At 57.0% G+C, this 19237-nt stretch carries 17 protein-coding genes and 3 pseudogenes; 16 read left to right on the forward strand and 4 right to left on the reverse strand.

Annotated elements, in window-relative coordinates; all coding sequences use genetic code 11:
* The first annotated feature begins 52 nt into the window (after window positions 1-52).
* The 9 genes and pseudogenes from ACKGJP_RS02100 (at window position 53) to ACKGJP_RS02140 (ending at window position 8515) form a co-directional block, all read left to right on the forward strand.
* Entirely contained in the window at window positions 53-790 is a 738-nt protein-coding gene (locus ACKGJP_RS02100) for a hypothetical protein (RefSeq protein ID WP_409344047.1), read from the forward strand.
* Between the two features lie 30 nt (window positions 791-820).
* The gene (locus ACKGJP_RS02105) at window positions 821-2431 is read left to right on the forward strand and encodes a hypothetical protein (protein WP_409344048.1); all 1611 of its coding nucleotides are present in this window, start codon (window positions 821-823) and stop codon (window positions 2429-2431) included.
* Between the two features lie 193 nt (window positions 2432-2624).
* Window positions 2625-3089: a zinc ribbon domain-containing protein gene (locus tag ACKGJP_RS02110; protein ID WP_409344049.1), complete on the forward strand. Its 465-nt coding sequence runs from the start codon at window positions 2625-2627 to the stop codon at window positions 3087-3089.
* A 341-nt stretch (window positions 3090-3430) separates the two neighbouring features.
* Window positions 3431-3790 (forward strand): annotated as a pseudogene (locus ACKGJP_RS02115) (putative 2-aminoethylphosphonate ABC transporter substrate-binding protein); the annotation flags it as partial.
* Between the two features lie 4 nt (window positions 3791-3794).
* Window positions 3795-4910, forward strand: a pseudogene (locus ACKGJP_RS02120) (ABC transporter permease subunit); the annotation flags it as partial.
* 125 nt (window positions 4911-5035) lie between these two features.
* Entirely contained in the window at window positions 5036-5833 is a 798-nt protein-coding gene (phnX, locus tag ACKGJP_RS02125) for a phosphonoacetaldehyde hydrolase (RefSeq protein ID WP_409344050.1), read from the forward strand.
* A gap of 76 nt (window positions 5834-5909) precedes the next feature.
* A complete protein-coding gene (gene phnW, locus ACKGJP_RS02130; protein ID WP_409344051.1) occupies window positions 5910-7031 on the forward strand; it encodes a 2-aminoethylphosphonate--pyruvate transaminase in 1122 nt (373 codons plus the stop codon).
* A gap of 65 nt (window positions 7032-7096) precedes the next feature.
* A pseudogene (locus ACKGJP_RS02135) lies at window positions 7097-7609 on the forward strand (saccharopine dehydrogenase C-terminal domain-containing protein); the annotation flags it as partial.
* 123 nt (window positions 7610-7732) lie between these two features.
* Window positions 7733-8515, forward strand: a complete 783-nt coding sequence (locus tag ACKGJP_RS02140) for a DeoR/GlpR family DNA-binding transcription regulator (RefSeq protein ID WP_409344052.1) — start codon at window positions 7733-7735, stop codon at window positions 8513-8515.
* A 299-nt stretch (window positions 8516-8814) separates the two neighbouring features.
* Here ACKGJP_RS02140 and fabF read toward each other — a convergent pair whose 3' ends face one another.
* Complete coding sequence (fabF, locus tag ACKGJP_RS02145) at window positions 8815-10053, reverse strand: beta-ketoacyl-ACP synthase II (protein WP_409344053.1); 1239 nt, start codon at window positions 10051-10053, stop codon at window positions 8815-8817.
* 207 nt (window positions 10054-10260) lie between these two features.
* Here fabF and ACKGJP_RS02150 point away from each other — a divergent pair, with 207 nt between their 5' ends.
* A complete protein-coding gene (locus ACKGJP_RS02150; protein ID WP_409344054.1) occupies window positions 10261-11124 on the forward strand; it encodes a helix-turn-helix transcriptional regulator in 864 nt (287 codons plus the stop codon).
* Window positions 11125-11320: 196 nt separating this feature from the next.
* On the opposite strand, the gene ACKGJP_RS02155 is transcribed toward ACKGJP_RS02150, so the two are convergent.
* Window positions 11321-11557 (reverse strand): helix-turn-helix domain-containing protein, encoded by a 237-nt coding sequence (locus tag ACKGJP_RS02155; protein WP_409344055.1) that lies wholly within the window; start codon window positions 11555-11557, stop codon window positions 11321-11323.
* 74 nt (window positions 11558-11631) lie between these two features.
* On the reverse strand, window positions 11632-12768 hold the full coding sequence (locus tag ACKGJP_RS02160; protein ID WP_409344056.1) for an alginate lyase family protein: 1137 nt from the start codon (window positions 12766-12768) through the stop codon (window positions 11632-11634).
* A 620-nt stretch (window positions 12769-13388) separates the two neighbouring features.
* Here ACKGJP_RS02160 and ACKGJP_RS02165 point away from each other — a divergent pair.
* The 6 genes from ACKGJP_RS02165 (at window position 13389) to ACKGJP_RS02190 (ending at window position 18300) form a co-directional block, all read left to right on the forward strand.
* Window positions 13389-13646, forward strand: a complete 258-nt coding sequence (locus ACKGJP_RS02165; protein ID WP_409344057.1) for a hypothetical protein — start codon at window positions 13389-13391, stop codon at window positions 13644-13646.
* Window positions 13647-13919: 273 nt separating this feature from the next.
* Window positions 13920-14615 (forward strand): uracil-DNA glycosylase, encoded by a 696-nt coding sequence (locus ACKGJP_RS02170; protein WP_409344058.1) that lies wholly within the window; start codon window positions 13920-13922, stop codon window positions 14613-14615.
* Between the two features lie 14 nt (window positions 14616-14629).
* The gene (locus ACKGJP_RS02175; protein ID WP_409344059.1) at window positions 14630-15793 is read left to right on the forward strand and encodes a M20 family metallopeptidase; all 1164 of its coding nucleotides are present in this window, start codon (window positions 14630-14632) and stop codon (window positions 15791-15793) included.
* 196 nt (window positions 15794-15989) lie between these two features.
* Window positions 15990-16688: a cyclase family protein gene (locus ACKGJP_RS02180; RefSeq protein ID WP_409344060.1), complete on the forward strand. Its 699-nt coding sequence runs from the start codon at window positions 15990-15992 to the stop codon at window positions 16686-16688.
* Window positions 16678-17520: an AAC(3) family N-acetyltransferase gene (locus tag ACKGJP_RS02185; protein WP_409344061.1), complete on the forward strand. Its 843-nt coding sequence runs from the start codon at window positions 16678-16680 to the stop codon at window positions 17518-17520. Before ACKGJP_RS02180 ends, ACKGJP_RS02185 begins: the two co-directional genes overlap by 11 nt.
* An 18-nt stretch (window positions 17521-17538) precedes the next feature.
* Window positions 17539-18300, forward strand: a complete 762-nt coding sequence (locus tag ACKGJP_RS02190) for a hypothetical protein (protein WP_409344062.1) — start codon at window positions 17539-17541, stop codon at window positions 18298-18300.
* A 125-nt stretch (window positions 18301-18425) separates the two neighbouring features.
* On the opposite strand, the gene ACKGJP_RS02195 is transcribed toward ACKGJP_RS02190, so the two are convergent.
* The gene (locus tag ACKGJP_RS02195; protein ID WP_409344063.1) at window positions 18426-19199 is read right to left on the reverse strand and encodes a VOC family protein; all 774 of its coding nucleotides are present in this window, start codon (window positions 19197-19199) and stop codon (window positions 18426-18428) included.
* Window positions 19200-19237: the final 38 nt, after the last annotated feature.

The raw sequence follows: 19237 nt of genomic DNA on the forward strand, positions 1-19237 counted from the left end.
CTTGCCGTTTAGTAAGCGGCGTTTCTTGCGAAACGCCCGAGGAGGAACGGCTTTGCAGGAAACGAGGTTCGATTGTTCGGCGGAAGAGTGGGAGTTTGCCCGCTACCATGCGGAATTCGGCGGGAGGCAGTGGGGCAGCGAGACGACGAGGAGACTGTCCCTCAAAGGCTGTTTGACGAGCATAGCGCTCGTCTTCGGATTGTTTACTCTAGGAGCTGCCGGCACGAAGTGGCTGCCGGCTCCGTTCGACACGGTAATCGGCGTGGCTACCTACGCCTGTATGGCTTTGGTGATCGTCTATTTCATAAGGCTGGCGGCCCGGATGTCCAAACAGGAAGAACAGCTATTTACCACGCCGCACCCGCGTCAGAACATCGATTATTTGATCGTGGCGCCGGAAGGCTTTTGGGTCAATACGCATAACAACGTAACGCCCTCGGCAATGGCGTTCATCCGATGGGATAAACTGTATGGCATTTATTTTAACAACACGAGAGATCGAAGATTATCGGATGCCAACATGCTGGTGAAGCAGCAAAACTTTCGGAAGATACAGGCTTACTTGCCTGACTTCCGGGAGGATGCCGAGTGGGAGTACGACAACCGGTTCTCCTTGTTCATGGACTGCCGGGATACGTTCGCGTACACCGTACAGCTGCAGCTGCCGGAAAGCTGGCGCCGCGACGGTCAATTTATCCGGCTGGTCAAGCTCATAGAGACGTATGCGCGCATGCCCGTCAAGCCAGCGCGGCCCGAGCTATTCCCGATTTTTCGACAATGGCTGGAGTGAACCTAGATGATGCATAAGGGAGTAATTCGATTGGCAAGACGAACGGCAATCCTGGCAATTGCAGCAATGTGGATAGGGGCGGTCGGCTCGGGCCTTCTGTCCCCGGGGCGCGTGCAAGCGGCCGGCATAGCCAAAACGGAAACGGTGAAGCTTACGGAAACGATGACTTACGTCCAACTTGTCGTCACCGGAACGGCCGATGATTTCGACGTTGACCTGACGATGCCGGACGGCTCGAAGGAGCCTCACAAACAGGAGGATATGAGCAAAGCGATGTACTTCACGTTTGACAACAAGCGCAGCTGGCTCATCTATGAAGCGGCTGCCGGGGAGTACAAGCTCGATATTCAGAGCGGAAGCGACCAGACGTTCCAGGTTTCCGTCAAGAAAGAGATCGCCATGCCGATTACGACTTGGGAAGCGCCGGCCAATGCGAATGTGCAGGTCACGAATGGCACCGAGCTTAAGCTGTCTTGGAAGGTGGCGGGCGAACCGAGACCGGATCAAGATATCATCCGCTTTTCCCTCAAGCCGGCAGGCGGATGGGATGCGATGCCGCTTGGGGAAGCACCTCTTGTAAAAGGCGCTGCTTCGCTGACGGTTCCCGCAGCCGTTGCGGACGGGCAATACGAACTGCATGCCGTCGCCGACAATCGGACCGCGGCGCCTCAGCAAATCGATCCAAAGGTGACGGTAACCGTTGCGCGGGGAAATAACCCGCCGACGCTCAAACTGATGGAAACTAGCAAGCACGGCGGCACGATCGATTTTGATTTTCAGGCTCCGAACGGCTTGGCTTGGCAGGGAATCGACGTGAGGATCGTAGGGGACGCCAAAGATAGCAAGCCCGCTGTCTACAAGGTAGCGAAAGAGGAGCTATATACGGTAGATGACAAACGCGGGAGTGATTATACGGTCTACCGCTGGTCGTTATCCGTTCCGGGAAGCGGCGGGTACAAGGGATCATTCCAAGTGATATCCCAAGGAGGCATTTTGGGACCCGTCCAGCCGATAACGCCGTTTCAGGCCGTCATTCGCGACTGGTCGAAAGACGCCGTAAAGTGGTCCGTCGAGAACGATGCTACTAACCGGAGAAACGTCGAGGTGTCGTTATCCTTGCAGAAGGATTCGCGGGTGCAGGTTGAGCGGGGCAAGAACATGCTGTTCGACGGGCAAGTGAAGGCGGGAGACAAGGCCCCGACCGTCATCTCCGTTCCGCTGGAGGAAGGGGACGGATTGTATAACGTGCTTGTCGGAGACGACGACGGCAATGTAAATACCTATTCCAAGCGGTACATCGCCGACTTTACGCCGCCGCGGCTGCAAATGATTCAACCGATGGCCGAACATCCGAAGCTGCAAGGCGGATTCGCAAGCGGCTTTACGGAGCCGGGAGCGACCGTCCGTATCGGTAAAGTGGAGCTAAAGACGGGGCCGGACGGCTATTTCAAGGCGGAGAAGATCGGCTCATCACTCGATTTGACGGTGACCGACGAGAGCGGGAACGAGACGAGTTACCATTGGCGGGCCCAGTCGAAATGGAGCAAACAGGCGGCCTTTTTCGCCGGCGTTAATGGCCTTATTGCCGGGGCGGCCGTGTTTCTGATCGTGCGGCTGAGGCGAACCTCAAAGAGGAAATAGCCGAATACGACGGAATAGCGGGGAATTTCGGCAAAATCCGCTATTTTTGTTTGACAAACCGGCCGCTTGTCCTGATAATGATCGGTAAAGGGTGGGTAATATTTCCTGACTCCTTGCATTATCTTTATAGTAGAAACAGGTTCACCGAACGCGTGCTTTATAGCAAACGGATAACGATATGAGGAGGATACCGATGGGATTTCTCGACAAGCTTAAAGAAGGAGCCTCAAAGGCTGCAGACAAGGCTAAAGAAACGGTGGAAATTACGAGGTTGAACACGCAAATTTCAAGCAAGAAGAGAGACGTCGAAAGAAACTTTTCGAAAATGGGCGAAGCGGTGTTCCAAGCGTATTTGGCGGGGGATTTGAGCACCGCCGAAGGATCGATCAGCGAGATTAGCCAGGAGATTATCGGCTGGCAGAAAGAAATCACCGCCTTGGAGCTCAAGATTAAAGAGGTAAAGAACGAGAAGGATTGCGTTTGCGGCAAAGTGGTCCCGATAGAAGCGAAGTTCTGCCAGGGCTGCGGCCATAAGTTCGAGGATGCCGTACAGCCTGCTGCGGAAGCCGTGCCGGTTCAAGTTGTTTGCCCGTCTTGCTCCAGTGAAGTGGACGACGACGCGAAGTTTTGCGGCAATTGCGGGCATACGCTCGCTTAAAGAACGTCGGCTTTCTCGATGCCCCGCTGCCGCTCCAAAGGTTTTGCCCGTTGTATCCAGTTACAATAGAAACGATCCAAACGGCTTTCGCGAAGTATCCGCGGAGGCCGTTTTTTAATGGCTAAACAACAAACTAAAAACAACTAAATAAAGCAAAAACAAAATATTAATATACAGTTGACATTCCGTTAACAATCGGACCTTACAGTGGAACTACAGAGAGAATATAACGAAAAGCAAGGCAGGTGGGCGTGCGCTAACACATGATTTTCCTAGTATATCCATAGATAGCAGCAAGATTCGAATGCATTCCATTTATGATTTCGGGAGGAAGAGAAACGATGAAAAGGTTTTTGGCACTTGGCGTTACGGCGGCATTAGTTGTGGGATTGGTTGCGGGATGCGGCAAGAAGAGCGATGCTTCGGGCAATGAAATTACGGTATACACGGCGCTTGAGCAGGACCAGATCAGCGCGTATCTGGAGTCGTACAAGAAGCAATACCCGGACGTCAAAATGAACATCGTCCGCGACTCGACGGGCATCATCACCGCCAAGCTGCTGGCCGAGAAGGACAACCCGGTGGCGGACGTCGTGTGGGGAACGGCTGCGACGAGCCTCTTGGTGCTCGACCAGAACAAAATGATCGAGCCTTACTCGCCGAAGGGCGTGGAACGGGTTAGCCCGGAATTCAAGGATACGAACAGCAGATTACCGAGTGTATGAAGCGGCGGATACGCTGGGCGCGGGGACGCTGCGAAAGCTGTTCACCGTGACGCTGCCGAATGTGAAATACGGATTGATCAGCGCTATTTTCGTAGCGTTTACGCTTAGCTTTACCGATTTCGGCGCTCCGAAGGTAGTCGGCGGCGAATATCACGTCCTCGCGGTCGATATGTTTAAGCACGTTGTCGGCCAGCAAAACATGGCGATGGGCGCCACAGTCGGCATTTTGCTGATGATCCCGGCGTTTGCGGCGTTTTTCGTGGACCGGATTGTCGAGAGACGGCAGGGCCGCCTTGCGATCAATGCCAAATCGCAGCCGTTCGTGCTGAAGCCAAACGGCTGGCGCGACGGGTTTTATACGGGCTTTTGCCTGCTCGTTTCTCTTTCTCTGCTTCTGATGATGGGCGCTGTCGTATTCGCTTCGCTCGTCAAGGTTTGGCCCTATGATCTAAGCATCGGTTTTAAACATTATGATTTCACAAGCTCCGCCAACAGCGGCATGCAATCGTTCCGAAACAGCTTGATGGCGGCGTTCCTGACCGCGTTAATCGGTACGGCGATCACGTTCATACATGCTTATTTGATCGAAAAATCGCGCCTGATGGGCGGGATGCGGCAGCTGGCTTATATTTTTTTCTTTAACCATCCTAACAATCCGCTCGGTTTCCTGTACGGAACGATCTGGATCGTGGTGCTGGCGAACATCGTTCATTTTTACTCGGTTCCGTTCGTGACGGCGACGACGGCGCTGAAGAAGCTGGATAAGGAGTTCGAAATGGTGTCCGAGTCGATGAAGGTGCCGTTTTACCGGACCTTTTGGCGGGTTTCCGTGCCGATGTCGCTGCCCGCGATTCTCGAAATGAGCGTTTATTTCTTCGTTAACGCCATGGTCACGATATCCGCAGTCGTGTTCCTGTATGCGGCTGACTTCAAGCTGGCGGCGATCGAAATCGTCAATATGGACGATGCCGGAGATGTGGCGCCTGCGGCAGCGATGTCGGTGCTGGTCGTCTTGACGAACCTGCTCGTGCGAATCGTTTATGAGCTTGCGTCGAGGCGCTTGCGCAAACGAACCGAGGCTTGGCTGAGGCGCTAGGAGGGGGCTAAGGGGATGTTCGGCAAGCGGCGGCCGGTATAGGGTACGGACAAAGGCTGCTATTCGGTTTCGGCCGCAGGGGGACGCGGAGGAGGCAGACTCATTCATAGAAGGAGACGATGTTGATGATAAAAGCGGTTATGGCGGATTGGGCCGGGACGATGGTCGATTACGGGTGCTTCGCGCCGATGCGCGTTTTCGTGGAGGTGTTCCGGCAAAAAGGCGTCGCGATTACGGACGCGGAAGCCCGCGGTCCGATGGGACTGCTGAAACGCGACCATATCCGGGCGATTTGCAGGATGGAGCGGGTCGCCGAGGCGTGGCGGGAGAAGTACGGCAAGCTGCCGGATGAGAACGACGTCGATGAGCTGTATGCTGCATTTGAGCCGATGCTCCTCTCGATTCTGCACGACTATGCCGAGCCGATACCGGGAGCCGTGGAGCTGGCGGCCCGGCTGCGGGACAGAGGGATTCGCATCGGCTCGACGACCGGGTATACCGCCGAGATGATGGCAATCGTAGCGCCGGAAGCCGAGAAGCGGGGCTATGCTCCGGATATGCTGGTGACGCCTGAAGAGGTGCCGGCAGGCCGTCCTTATCCGTGGATGATTTATCGGAACGCGATCGCTCTGGGCGTCTATCCGATGGCGCATATCGCCAAGGTGGGCGACACGATCAGCGATATGCAGGAAGGGGTCAACGCGGGGCTTTGGACGATAGGCGTCGTGCTGGGAAGCAGCGAGCTCGGCATGAGCGAGGAAGAGGTATGCGACTGCGATCCCGCCGAGCTGGAGAAGCGGGTACGCGAGGTGGGAGACCGATTCCGGGCGGCGGGCGCCCATTATGTCATCGAGCGCATCGGGCAGCTGGATCTGGCGCTGGACGAAATCAACCGCAGGCTTGCGGCAGGCGAGCGGCCGTAGAAGGCAGGCAGGAGCGTGCGCCCGATAGGCCGCTCCTTCATAAATCTATTTACGCAGATGGAGGACTGAGTACAACATGAACAACCGAACGATTCCGCTTCCGGACAATCCGTATTTGCTGCTGACGCCGGGCCCGCTTACGACGACCAAGGCGGTCAAGGCGGCCATGCTTCGCGACTGGTGCACATGGGACAACGATTATAACGGGCTTGTGCAGGATATTCGCGCCAAGCTCGTCCGGCTGGCTTCGGCGAGCGAACCGGAACGCTATACGACGGTATTGATGCAAGGAAGCGGGACGTTCTCCGTGGAATCCGTGATCGGCTCCGTCGTTCCGCAGGACGGCAAGCTTCTGGTGCTCGTGAATGGCGCGTACGGAAAGCGGATCGCGCAGATCGCCGAGGTGCTCCGTATCGAAACGGCGGTCATCGATTTCGGCGAGCTGGCGCCTGTAAATGCGGCTGAGGTGGAAACGGCGCTCGCTGCCGACGCAGCCATTACGCACGTAGCGATCGTCCATACGGAAACGACGACGGGGATGCTGAATCCGCTCGCCGAGATCGCCCGAACGGTCAAAGCGCACGGCAAAACGTTTATCGTCGACGCCATGAGCAGCTTTGGCGGCGTAGAGCTGGATGCCGCCGCGCTCGGCATCGATTATCTGATCAGCAGCGCGAACAAATGCATCCAAGGCGTACCCGGCTTCGGCTATATCATTGCCGATAAAGAAACGCTCAAGGCTTGCGAGGGCAGGGCGCGCTCGCTCTCGCTCGACCTGTACGACCAGTGGGCGACGATGGAGAAGCACGGCGGCAAATGGCGATTCACGTCGCCGACCCATGTCGTGCGGGCATTCGCGCAAGCGCTGTTGGAGCTGGAGGCAGAGGGCGGCATCGCCGCGCGTGCCGGGCGGTATGCGGGCAATCAGGCTGCGCTCGCGGCGGGCATGGAGCGGCTCGGCTTCCGGGCTCTGCTGCCGGAAGACTGCCAGTCGCCGATCATCACGGCATTCCTCGAGCCGGAATCCGCAGCCTTTGCATTCGGCGAATTTTATAGCCGGCTTAAGCAAGCGGGCTTCGTTATTTACCCGGGCAAGCTGACCCATGCAAGCACCTTCCGCATCGGAAACATCGGCGACGTGCACGCCGCCGACATCGAACGGCTGCTCGAAGCGGTGGAGGCGAACCGGTTTTGGTAGAAAATAACGGTGGCCGATTTCAATGAGGAGGAGGGCCGCAAGGTCGTTGCATGGCTGAACGATCCGCGCTCAAGCGCAAAAACGTAAAGAGGATCGAGGTTCGCTGTACTTCGCCGATGACGAACATGCAGCTGGTGCGGGCCTTGTACGACTGGGGCTTTCTCCGTAACGACAGCATCGAAGTGAACGGGGAACAGGTCGGCATACTGGATTGCATCAGCCAATACTTGTATAATTCGAATGAGGGCCATGAAACGGCATTGTACGGTTATTCGCTTCATGTCGAGGTAACCGGCACGAAGAACGGCAGCAAAATGCGCCATGTGCTTTATCATACGCATCCGGCGTCCGACGGTTCGGTTCCGGGCTGGGAGAAGCTGCGCGCCTACACGCGCAACGTCGGCATACCGATGGCCATCGCCGCGGAAATGATCGCGAGGGGCGATGCGAAGCTGACCGGCGTCATTACGCCGGAGGAAGCGTTCGAGCCGGCCAAGGTGTTCGCGGAGCTGAAGAAACGGGATATTCACGTGCACGAGGAAATTACGGCGCTGGAGCCCGCCGGCGCGAAAGGATAATGGCGAGACAGAGCTAAGGCGTACCGGAGCAGGTGGACGCCGCCCCTTCGGGTCCCCCTATGGCTGGGGGATTTAGGGGGATCACTTTCCTCGTCGGAGGATGGATAAAAGGGGGAGCGTTCCATGTCATTGATAGGCGAAGAACGGAAAGCAATTATTTTGAATCTGCTCAATCTCGAAGGCAAGGTCAAGACGAACGACCTGGTCGAGCGGCTGCAGGTTTCTTCGGAAACGGTTCGCCGGTATCTTGAAGAGATGGAAGCGGAGAACAAGCTGCGCAAGGTGTACGGAGGCGCCATCAAAATCAAGCACGACCGCGAGGAGCCGTCCCATTTCAAGCGCGAAGTGATGTGGGCGGAGGAGAAAAGACGGATCGGCATAGCCGCCGTTCAAATGGTGCAGGACGGCGACGTCATCGTCATCGACGACGGGACGACGCCTCTGCAAATGATTCATTTCCTGGCGGACGTCAAGCAGCTGACGATCATTACCCCGTCCGTCCCGGCGTTGTCGATGCTGGTGCAGCTGCAGAACCAGGGCTTGTTCAACGGCGACGTGTATTTTATCGGAGGCAAAGTGAACGCGAAACATTACCGTGTAACCGGCTCGATCGCCGAGAAAATGATGTCCCAATTCCACGTGGATAAAGCGTTCATCTCCATTGACGGCATTAACCATAAATCGGTGACGAGCTTCGATGCGGACAAGTCGCAGCTGACGAAGCTGTTCGTCGAGAATGCGGACGAAACGATTTTGCTGACCGATCATTCCAAAATCGGGGCGAGCACCTTCTATAAAATTTGCGACCTGAAGGATATCGATACGGTCATCTGCAACGTGGCCGCTCCGGAGGAGTGGAAGCCGGAGCTCGAGAAGAAGGACATCAACTGGATCGTGGCGGAATAACGAAAAAAATATATGCAAAGATCCCGGGAATGACGGTTGCCGCTCATTCTCGGGATCTTTTTTGCGTGAAAAAAAGGGGGGGGGGGTCGAACTGTGCATCGTTTCAGAAGGCTTAGCGGATTCTGAGGGCGCTAACGGACCCCGAGCGAAGTGGTGTTCGGCCATAGCGGATTTACAGGGTGTTATTCGGCTGTTCGATCGTTCCGAACCCTATAAATGATCCGAATAAGTACCTCGAAATCCGCTATTGGACAAATATCCTTAAACACGCTCGGAATAGCTCCTTCAAAACCCGTTATTCACTCCTCGAACGCTTTCAAAACAATCACCGCATTGTGGCCTCCGAAGCCGAACGAATTCGAAATGCCGACGCGCATAGCCGCTTTGCGGGCGATGTTCGGCACTACATCAAGGTCGCAGTCCGGATCCGGGTGCTCCTGATTGATCGTCGGAGGGATGACGCCCTCCTGCAGGCTCTTCACCAGCGCGATCGCTTCCGCGCCGCCTGCCGCCCCGAACATGTGGCCGATCATCGACTTGTTCGCGGTCACGGGAATCCGGTACGCGTGCTCGCCGAACAACCGCTTGATCGCCATCGTTTCGGAGCGGTCGCCCAGCTCCGTGCTGGTGGCGTGCGCGCTGATGACATCGACCTCCTCCGGCTGCAGGCCCGCTTCCCGAATGGCCGCCTTCATCGCCCGGTAAGCGCCGATTCCTTCCGGATGCGTGGCGACGACGTGATACGCGTCGGAGCTTGCCCCGTAGCCGATGACTTCGGCGTAGATCGGCGCGCTGCGGCGCTGAGCATGGGCGTACGACTCCAGCACCAGAATGCCGGCGCCTTCGCCCATCACGAAGCCGTCGCGGCCCGCGTCGAACGGGCGGCTGGCCTTGGCCGGCTCGCCGTTGCGGACCGACAAGGCGGTGGCGTTGCCGAAGCTGGCGAGCGAGATGTCGGAGATCGCCGCCTCCGCGCCTCCGGCGAACACTACGTCGGCGCCGCCCGAGCGGATCAGCCGGAATGCTTCGCCGATCGCGGTGTTGCCGATGGAGCAAGCCGTGACGGGCGACAGCGTCGAGCCGTAAGCGCCGAAGGCGATGCTGATCGTCGCCGCCGCCATGTTGGAGATCATCATCGGCACCAGCAGCGGGCTTACCCGCTCGGGGCCGCGCTCCCGGAGGATGGCGTCCTGCTCCAGCAGCGTCTGAATGCCGCCGATGCCCGAGCCTACGTAGACGCCGACCCGCTCGCGGTCGAGCTGCTCCAGATCGAGCCGGGCGTCGTCCCGCGCCTGCTCCGCGGCCGCCAGCGCAAACTGGCAAAAGCGGTCCATGCGGCGCGCCTCCTTCCGTCCGAACCTGGCGTCCGCATCGAAGTCCCGCACGATGCCGGCGATTTTCGTTTTATGCCTGCCGGTGTCGAACGAATCAATAAGGGAAATGCCGGACTGTCCCTCGACCAGACGGCTCCAGAACGTACTCACCTCGTTGCCGAGCGGCGAAATGACGCCCATCCCCGTAATGACGACTCTTTCCATAACGAAATCCCTCCTGCTGGCGTACTTGATGCTACTTATCTTTCCACAGGCTGTATCCTATTACAAGTTGTAGTTTATCCTAGTATAATAGGTACCATGTAAACGGAAACGCCCCATTGGCCAAACTTGTCGGGATGCGCTTGCCGCAAAAGTAGCTATCATGAGGACATAGATTTTTTATAACCAAGCCGGCAGGAGGAAACGTTCGTGAATCATCAATCAAGGCTTCAGGCGCTGTCGGCCTTTCTCAAAACGCAGCGCGCCAAGCTGTCTCCGGAGTCGGCCGGATTGCCGGCGGGCACGCGCAGAAGAACGCCCGGCCTGAGACGGGAGGAAGTCGCCCAGCTGGCCGGAGTAAGCACGACCTGGTATACGTGGCTGGAGCAGGGAAGGGATATCAAGGTGTCGGCTTCGGTGCTCGATTGCGTGGCCGCTGCCCTGCGGCTGACGGTGGACGAGCGTAAATATTTGTTTGCCTTGGCGCTCGAGGCGAATCCGGGGACGGCTTTGCGGAACGAGCAGCAGCCGAGAATCAGCGCCTCCTTGCAAAAGGTTTTGCAGGAGCTGCGCTACTGTCCGACTATCGTATCCGACAGACGCTGTCAGATCGTAGCGTGGAACGAGGCTGCGGCGTACGTGTTTTTGGATTTCGAGCAAATTCCGGTCGAGGAACGCAATATGATCCGCCTGTTGTTCGCCAGGAAGGAGTTCCGCAGCTTGGCGGTCAATTGGGACCATTTCGTATTGGACTTCTTGGCTATTTTCCGGGCGTATTACGGCCAGTATGTGGAGGATGAATGGTATGAGCGGTTTTTGAAGGAGATGGGGAGCCTATATCCCGATTTCAGCCGCCTGTGGGAGCAAAGCCACGTCAGCTCGGCTCCCGAGGTGCTGATTGAATTCCGCCACGCCAAGGCAGGCAAAATGCTGTTTCACCTGCTTTCGCTGCAGGTGCAGGGCGATGCCGATTTGCGCTGCAGCATGTACACGCCGGCGCCGGAGTCGCTTACGGAATCGAAGCTGAAGCGGTTGATGGAGCGGAGTGCGGCAGCCCCGCTTGCTTTGGAATAGCTGCGCCGCAGCATCGCTGCATTCACTAGCCGAACTCGTTTGTCGAGCTCGTTAGCTGAACTCGCTAGCCGCACTCACTAGCCGAATTCCAGCAGATAAAGTTTATGTCAAACCAAACAAGCCGTCCTGCAGCCTCCAAGCACGCCAAAAAACGCCTCAGACCGATTGCGGTCGAAGGCGTTTCTTTGTAGTAAGGCTACGCGCCCGTCTCATGGTTCGCTTCGATCGGCGATAGCTCATACAGGTCGCGAACGTTGCAGCCGATCGTGTCGGCGATCGATATCGCCGCTTGCAGCGGCATGATTCGCGTGTTGCCGATGAAGTCGGACAGGCGCTCCGGCTTGTAAAACAAGGCTTGCGCGAGCTCGTCTATCGTCATCCCCCGTTCGTGCAGACGTTCGAGAAGCAGGCAGCGGCCAAGCTGAATTTTCATAATGTGCTGAACCTCCGTTAATCACGATACCAACAGTGTATCCAAGGAACGGGGGAAGTAACGCCGGCTGTTCCTCAAAGCCATAATATCGGCTGGCGGATCGCGATATTTCGCCGGATTTCCAAATCGCCTGGCTCCGCCTCCAGCCTTGCCCACAGATCGAGATACGCCTGCTCTCCGATTGCCCTTCCCGCCAAAAGCATAAAAGGCATCGCCACGGGCCAGCCGTCGAAATGCTCGACATCCTTGGCGAACGGCCATGAAGTCTTGCGCTCCAAATACGGATACAGAAACCGAAGGCCTTGGCGAATGCCGCGGCCGTCCGGGAGCTCGTAAGCCCACATATCATTTGATTCATCCGATAGCGTATGGCAGAGCGTGACCATATTGTCCAGCACGAAAATCGAATACGCATAGGGCTTCGTTCGGGCCAGCTCGCGCGGGAAGCTGCCGTCCGGAGCCATCTGCTCCGGCAGCAGAACGCTGCGGTACCGCTCCCGGCAAAAGTCCAGCATCTCCTCATTTCCGGCGAATCTGGCGAACACGGCCGCCTGCACATGCCAGCACACGCCGTGGTTATTGGCCTCGTCTCTTTCCTCCAAGCCGAACGGATGAGTGTTCATCCATTCCAGATAGTCGGCGAACCAGCGACGCAGCCCCGTTTCGACAGCCGGCGTCAGCGCGTCCGACGAGCGGAGCGCTCGCACGGCCATCGGCACGTCGATCAGATGCAGCGTGTCGATGATGCCGATTCCCCGTCCGGAGCAAACACCCGGGATCGCTTGCGCATAAAGCAGGTGCGGGTTCATACGGGTCGCTTCGTCAACGAAAAACGACTGAAGCAGCGCGACCGCCTTCTCCGCATACCGTTCGTTGCCGGTTACCGTATAACCGGCGGCAAGGTTGGCTATATGCGTCCGCATTCGCCGCAGGATGCGCCGATGCTCCATGAACGCGCCCGGATTCGATTCTCCGTCGCGTCTCACGTAAGGCAGGCCGTCCGGCGTATCCGGATTCGGCCACCAGTAGTCGCCGTTGGAATAATAATCGTGCCTGCCGCCTTCGCTCATCGGAGCGGCTGCGTCGGCAATCGTTTCGGACCGTACGTTGAGGGAGGCGTCGGCCAAGCGGACGATTCGCTCGGTCGCGAGCAGGCTGAACGCGTCATGAGCTTCGAGGGCGTTTTTGGCCTCATGCTTCGGATCGGTCATGGAATTCACTCCTCGGGGTAGTTGCTCTTTCGGGTTGTACCCGGTGCTTTTCGGCTTTCCGGAACGGTCAGCACAGCCGGCAGCCCGGGCAATGTGCGGTTAGTATTAACCTACCAGAACGGCGTACAGGTTGTATAGGTTTAGGGACGCGCTTCTACCTTTGATCAGGTAGGGGCGTTTTGCTTTGAGGCAAACAGGCGGCGCTAAACTTGCGGTTGAAAGCAAGGAAGGGAACGGCACGAAAATGATGATGACCATGCCCGGGAAACCGGGTTCATAAGAGGCGAACAAATGTTTGTGGATTATTTCTGTGGATAAGTGGATAAGTCGTAGGAAGCTTCTGGATAATTTCAGAGCACTCGAGAAGCAAATTGTGAATAGTTTGTGGATAAACAAGTCTGAGCTTGTGGAAAAAATGCTGAGATCGCCCGCCTGTATTCGCTTTCTTAATTGTCCGCAGCGATTGTTTGCAATGTGGATAACCGTGCGCCGTAAACGGCGTTCCCTGCATTATGCCTTTTGCCGATACAAAATATTACATTCGGTTAACGCTGTGATAATCGCCTTTTGACGTTTGTCCTTTACCATTAGACCCAAAGACGTGGAAGGGGCTGGCATGCATGCAGGCAATGATGGAACGGTCACGGAGCCAAACGGGTATCGCATGGCGCAACCGGAAGGTGAGCGAGAGCGAGGCGCTGCAAGCTTCGTTATGGCGGCACATCGAGGACGGCGAATGTACGGAGAAAGAGCTAACGGAGCTGCGGGCCCATTGCCGTACCGAGCTCCGCGCCTTGCAAGACGAGCTTGACGAGCTGTTAGAGGAGCTGCGGCGTATCGCGGCACGGTTATCGATCCGGTCGACGCCCCGCCGTTGAGCCTTTTTCGTTAGGGCAAACAGAACGCCGTTGTCATCGCACGTACCTCGTTTTATGATAGCCAATGCTTTTCCGTTTATTCGCCGGCCGCAGGGTCCGGTTTTTTTCGTTAATATACCCTTTATATCGGGGACACTGGCAAAGCAGACGGAGCTTCGAAGGCCATGCATTACTTTTTTGTGGTTTTCTTTTGCGTTCTGACGGCTCTTTACGCGGGTGTTTGAAAATGCGATGATAGATGGAAGAAACCCCGGATGCTAGGAGAGAGAAACGATGGCCATTTTGAAAAACGACTGGGCTCCGCTGCTCGAGCGGGAATTCGAACAGCCCTATTACTTGAAGCTACGGCAATTTTTGATAGAGGAGTATCGGACGCAGGTCATATACCCGAATCAGCACGATATTTTTTCGGCGCTGCATTTAACGCCTTACGAGGGTGTGAAGGTTGTCATATTGGGGCAAGATCCTTATCACGGTCCCGGGCAGGCGCATGGGCTCAGTTTCTCGGTTAAGCCGGGAGTAGCGACGCCGCCTTCGCTGCAAAATATGTTCAAGGAGCTGCACGCGGATCTCGGCTGCAAAATACCCGACAACGGCTATTTGGTGCATTGGGCGGAGCAGGGCGTGCTGATGCTCAATACCGTGCTCACGGTGCGCCAGCAGACGCCGAATTCGCATAAGTCGGCCGGGTGGGAGACGTTCACGACGCGCGTCATCGAAGTGCTTAATTTGCGGGAAGAGCCGATTGTATTCGTGCTATGGGGGAGCCATGCCCAAGCGAAGCTTCCGCTGATCGATACGAGCAAGCATTTTGTCATTCAGTCGCCGCATCCCAGCCCTCTTTCGGCGCATCGGGGGTTTTTCGGCAGCAAGCCTTTTTCGCGGGCTAACGCGTTTCTGCAAGGTGCCGGGATGGCCGAAATCGACTGGCAAATTCCCGATTTGGCCGAGCAACAAAGGATCGGATAGGAGGCATCCGTCGAATGAGGAAGACAATCGAGCAAACGATCGATTCGCATGCGGAACGGTTCAAACAAATTTCCGCTTATATCGGCGCGAATCCGGAGCTGGGCAACGAGGAGTTTCTCGCCGCGGAGAGGCTGACGGACGAGCTGGCCTTCCAAGGATTCGACGTGAAGCGGGGGACGCTAGGGCTGGACACCGCGTTCATCGCCAGCTACGATTCGGGCAAGCCGGGTCCGGTCGTGGCTTTTCTAAGCGAATACGACGCGCTGCCTGAGCTCGGCCACGCTTGCGGGCATCATCTCATCTGCATGATGAGCATCGGAGCGGCTGTGGGGCTGAAGTCGGCGGCGGACAAGCTGGGAGGCGTCATCCGGGTTTACGGAACGCCAGCGGAGGAAACCAAGGGTGCGAAGGTGCCGATGGCAGCCGAAGGCTTGTTCGACGACGTCGACTTTGCGCTGATGGCGCATCCGTTCTACACGTACGAAAGATCGGGCTCCTCCCTTGCGATGGATGCGCTGCAATTCGACTTTTACGGCCGCGCCGCTCATGCGGCGGCAAGCCCGCATGACGGGATCAATGCGCTGGATGCCGTGCTCCAGCTGTTTAACGCGGTTAACGCGCTCCGCCAGCAGCTGCACGACGATGTCCGCATTCACGGCATCGTTACCGAGGGCGGCAAAGCGGCGAACATCATTCCCGACCATGCGGCGGCGCAGTTTTACGTTCGCGCCGCGACACGGCCGCGGACGGACGAGACGGTGCGCAAAGTGCTTGCATGCGCGGAAGGGGCGGCGCTCCAAACGGGCTGCACGTGGAAGGTGTCCAATTACGAGTATTCGTATGACGAGCTGATGACGAATGAAGCCTTGTCGGCCGTCTACGAACGCAATTTGCTGGCGACGGGCATCAAGCCCGAAGAGATCGAAGCAGGGAAAGACCACGGATCGCTCGATCTCGGCAATGTGTCAAGGCGCTGCCCGACGATCCATCCGTTCGTCAAGGTGGTCGACGAACCGCATAACCTGCATACGCGGGAATTCCGCGATCTAGCCATGCACGAGCGTGCGCTTGACGCTATGATTTCGACCGCCAAAACGCTTGCGTTCACTGCCTACGACGTTATGGCCGACGCTAGTCTGCTCCAGGCGGTTCGGGATGAATTTGCGGCAAAGAAGTAGAGTGAACGGATAACGAATAGAATCGCCCCTTCGCAGCTTGCGGAGGGGCGATTTGTCGTTGAGCGCATAACGGTACTTGCAATTCGGATGGAAACATGCCATTCTGATCATGTATCAATACAAGTTACATACAAGTTATGTGAAGTGAAGCAACTTTAAAATAAATCCGAGAGGGACGGGAGGCAGCGGACGGATAATGAAGATCATCGATTTGACCGGTATGATCCGGGAAGGGATGTGGAATTATGAAAAGCCTTTTCCATCGTTTCGGATGAGGCCGCTGGAGAGGGTGCCTTGGGTTGACGGGGACGTGTATGCCGAGGTTTTCGAAGGCATGCATTCGCAAACGGGAACGTACCTGGAGACGCCCGCCCATTTTTACGGCAACGATGGAAGCTATTCCGTAGCCGATGTTCCGATCGGGCGGCTCGTCGATATGCCCTGCAAGGTACTGATGCTGGAGGAGCGCGAGTTTGACCGCGGCGGGCCGAGAAAGCTGATCGACGCCGGTATGCTGGAGCGATGCGCAGGAAGCCCGCTGATCGAACAGGGGGACGCCATTCTGGTCGGCACCGGCTGGGGCAGGCATTGGATGGACGCCCATTATCTCGAACATTCGCCCTACTTTACGCGGAGTGCGATGGAATGGCTGATCGCCCGGAAACCCTTCCTTCTCGGAACCGATTTTCCCCGGTGGGATAACCTGGCCAAATCGGAAGGCTTTTTTCCTGCGTTCTACGAAGCGGATATTTTGATGCTGGCGCCATGCGTGAATCTGGAAAAGGTCGGAAGGCCGGCAGTCCGGCTGACGGCGCTGCCGCTGCATATCCCGGGGACGAGCGCGGTGCCGTGCAGGGCGGTCATCATGGAGGAGGGGATCGCGGGTGGTGAATAAACAGGAAATGAAGATCGGCATCGAGCTGATGGGGCTGGAGCGCGGAGATATCGTTCTGGTGCACAGCTCCTTGACCAGTATCGGCTATGTCGAGGGAGGAGCGGGCGCCGTAATCGAAGCGCTGCTCGAAACGGTAGGGGACGAGGGGACGATCGTCATGTCCACGCTCACAGGGTGGTCGGAGCCGTTCGATGCGGCGAAAACGCCCTCGGCGGTCGGGAAAATATCCGAGACGTTCCGGCTGCGAAGCGACGCGCACCGCAGCTTGCATCCCGTTCATTCGGTAGCGGCGGTAGGCAAGCATGCGGAATGGATTACGGCAGGCCACGAGCTTTGCGAAACGGGCTGCGGTCCGGGCACCCCTTATTACAAAATCAAGGATCTGGGCGGCAAGGTGATGCTGCTTGGCGTCGATATGGACCGCAATACGATTATGCACTCGCTCGAAGAGGCGATTGATGCGCGGTATTTGCATACGCTGGACATTCCGGCGCCGACCTATCGGACAGGGACAACCGGGATGTTTACGCTGAAAAAGTTTCCGCCCGGCCATCGCGACTTTCTGCGGCTTACCCCGTATTTGCGAAAGCGGGATGCGTTGACCGAAGGCCGGATCGGGGATGCGGCCGTCAAAGTGATGGACGTTCGGCAGGTGTTTGAAATCGGCCTGGAGCTGCTTCATGGCGATCCGTTATTTTTTATATGCGATAATGAAAGCTGCAACTCCTGCCATTGGTCGCGGCTTCTGTACGAGGACGGCCCGATCGAATCGTCGCGGTACAAGGGGAACGGCTGCGTCGATCCGGGCTGCGAAATTTGCGCAGTCGAATAGTCATAAGGAGGTGCGGACATGTTCAACTTTAGCGTGCTGGCGAACGACCGGATTGCGGCCAGCCTGGAACATAAAATAGACATTTGCAGCGAGTTGATGCTGACCCATATGGAGATCGACGACCGGATCGGCGGCAAGAGCCTGACCATCATGAACGGCGAGGAGCTTGAAGAAATGCGCAATCGGCTCATCATGAAGCAGAAGCGAATCGTGCTCGTCAACGGCACCGAACCGGGAACCGATTTCGAGTACTACCGGAAACTATTCGCCAAGGCGTTCCTGCTGCATGCGGACAACGTCAAGGTGAAAACGAACGGACCGGGAACGTATGCGGAGGACATCATCGCCGGTATCGCCAAGCTTCGTCCTGTCGCCAAGAGCTACGGAATCGGCCTGCTCATCGAAAATGACGCGCAATCGGCCTTCTCCGACGATCCCGGCATGACGGCTTTGTTCAAGCAAATCCGCACGGAGCAAACCGGCCTGATCTTCAATCCGCTTGAGTTTGCCAGGCAGCGGGCGCATCCGTTCTTTCATGTTTTCTATAACAGCAAGCTGAAAGGAGACGTCCGCTTTCTTCGCGTCAACGACGGGTTGTTCGCTGACGGAGCGCCGGCGCTGCCCGGCGAAGGGAACGCGGAGCTGAAGGAGCTGGCGTCCATCCTGCTGTCGCGGTCTTACCGGGGGTATTTTTCGTTCACGCCATATTTGCCCAATAACGATATTTCCCGGCTCGGCCTTATGCTGGACAGGTTCAAAACGATGCTGATGACGCTCTGACCGGGCAGACCGGGTGAGGGCGGGCTTGACGAAGTTTTTCTATTTGTCATGAAACCGTAAAAACCGCTGGAGCAGTTGGCTTCAGCGGTTTTTTTTGGCGTTCTCGGCATGCGCTATGAGTAAGACTAGACGCGGTTTTGCGAAACGGTGAGGATATTGCCGTCGCGGTCGCGGATGTTGAAGAACGATACTTTCGGGTAGTGGACGATGTCGTAAACGATTTGGAAGCCAAGCTCTTGGGCATGTCGTCTGGCTCCCTCGATGTCGTCGGTGCTTACCTTGAACAAGACGGGGCCGGCTTCGGGCACCGGGACGCTCTCCATCCCGTTGGAATCGAGGATGAGCGACGAGCCGTCGTCCAGATTGAACATGTGCAGATGGCCGTAGCGGTCCTGCTCCCGCACCTCAAGACCCATAAATTTGCTGTAAAGCTGAACCGCTTCGTCCAAGTTCCGCACCCACAGGAATACCGCGTCGATATGGCTTTGTACGTAGCAATGCGCTTTCCGGCCGTCGACGCCGCCGAAGGCGATGTTGTAGCCGTCCGGATCCTGCACGATGAACTCCTTCCACGGGCCTCCATCCGGATAAATGACAGGCTCGCCGGATATAACGGCGCCTTTGCTGCGGAATTCCTCATACATACTATCGAGCGCCGTCCAGTTTTCCGCGTATGCATAAACGTCGAAGGCGCGCGTGCCGCCTTTTTCCGGCGGGTTCGGCTTCACGTCGGACGGATCGGGCGCCTGCAGCAGCTTGAGCGCGATGCCCTGCAGCCCGTCGCGCTGCGCCCACCAGTCGGTGACGTCAAAGCCGAGTACCTCGCGGTAAAACTGCTGGGAACGTTTCGTATCCGAAACCATTAGTGCCGTTAAGGAACTGCCGATTTGTTTGGTCATGTCGGGAATCTCCATTCTTCAGGGTTTGGGTGGGATGA

Source organism: Paenibacillus litoralis, from assembly GCF_046244365.1.
In the GTDB taxonomy this organism is placed as follows: domain Bacteria; phylum Bacillota; class Bacilli; order Paenibacillales; family NBRC-103111; genus Paenibacillus_V.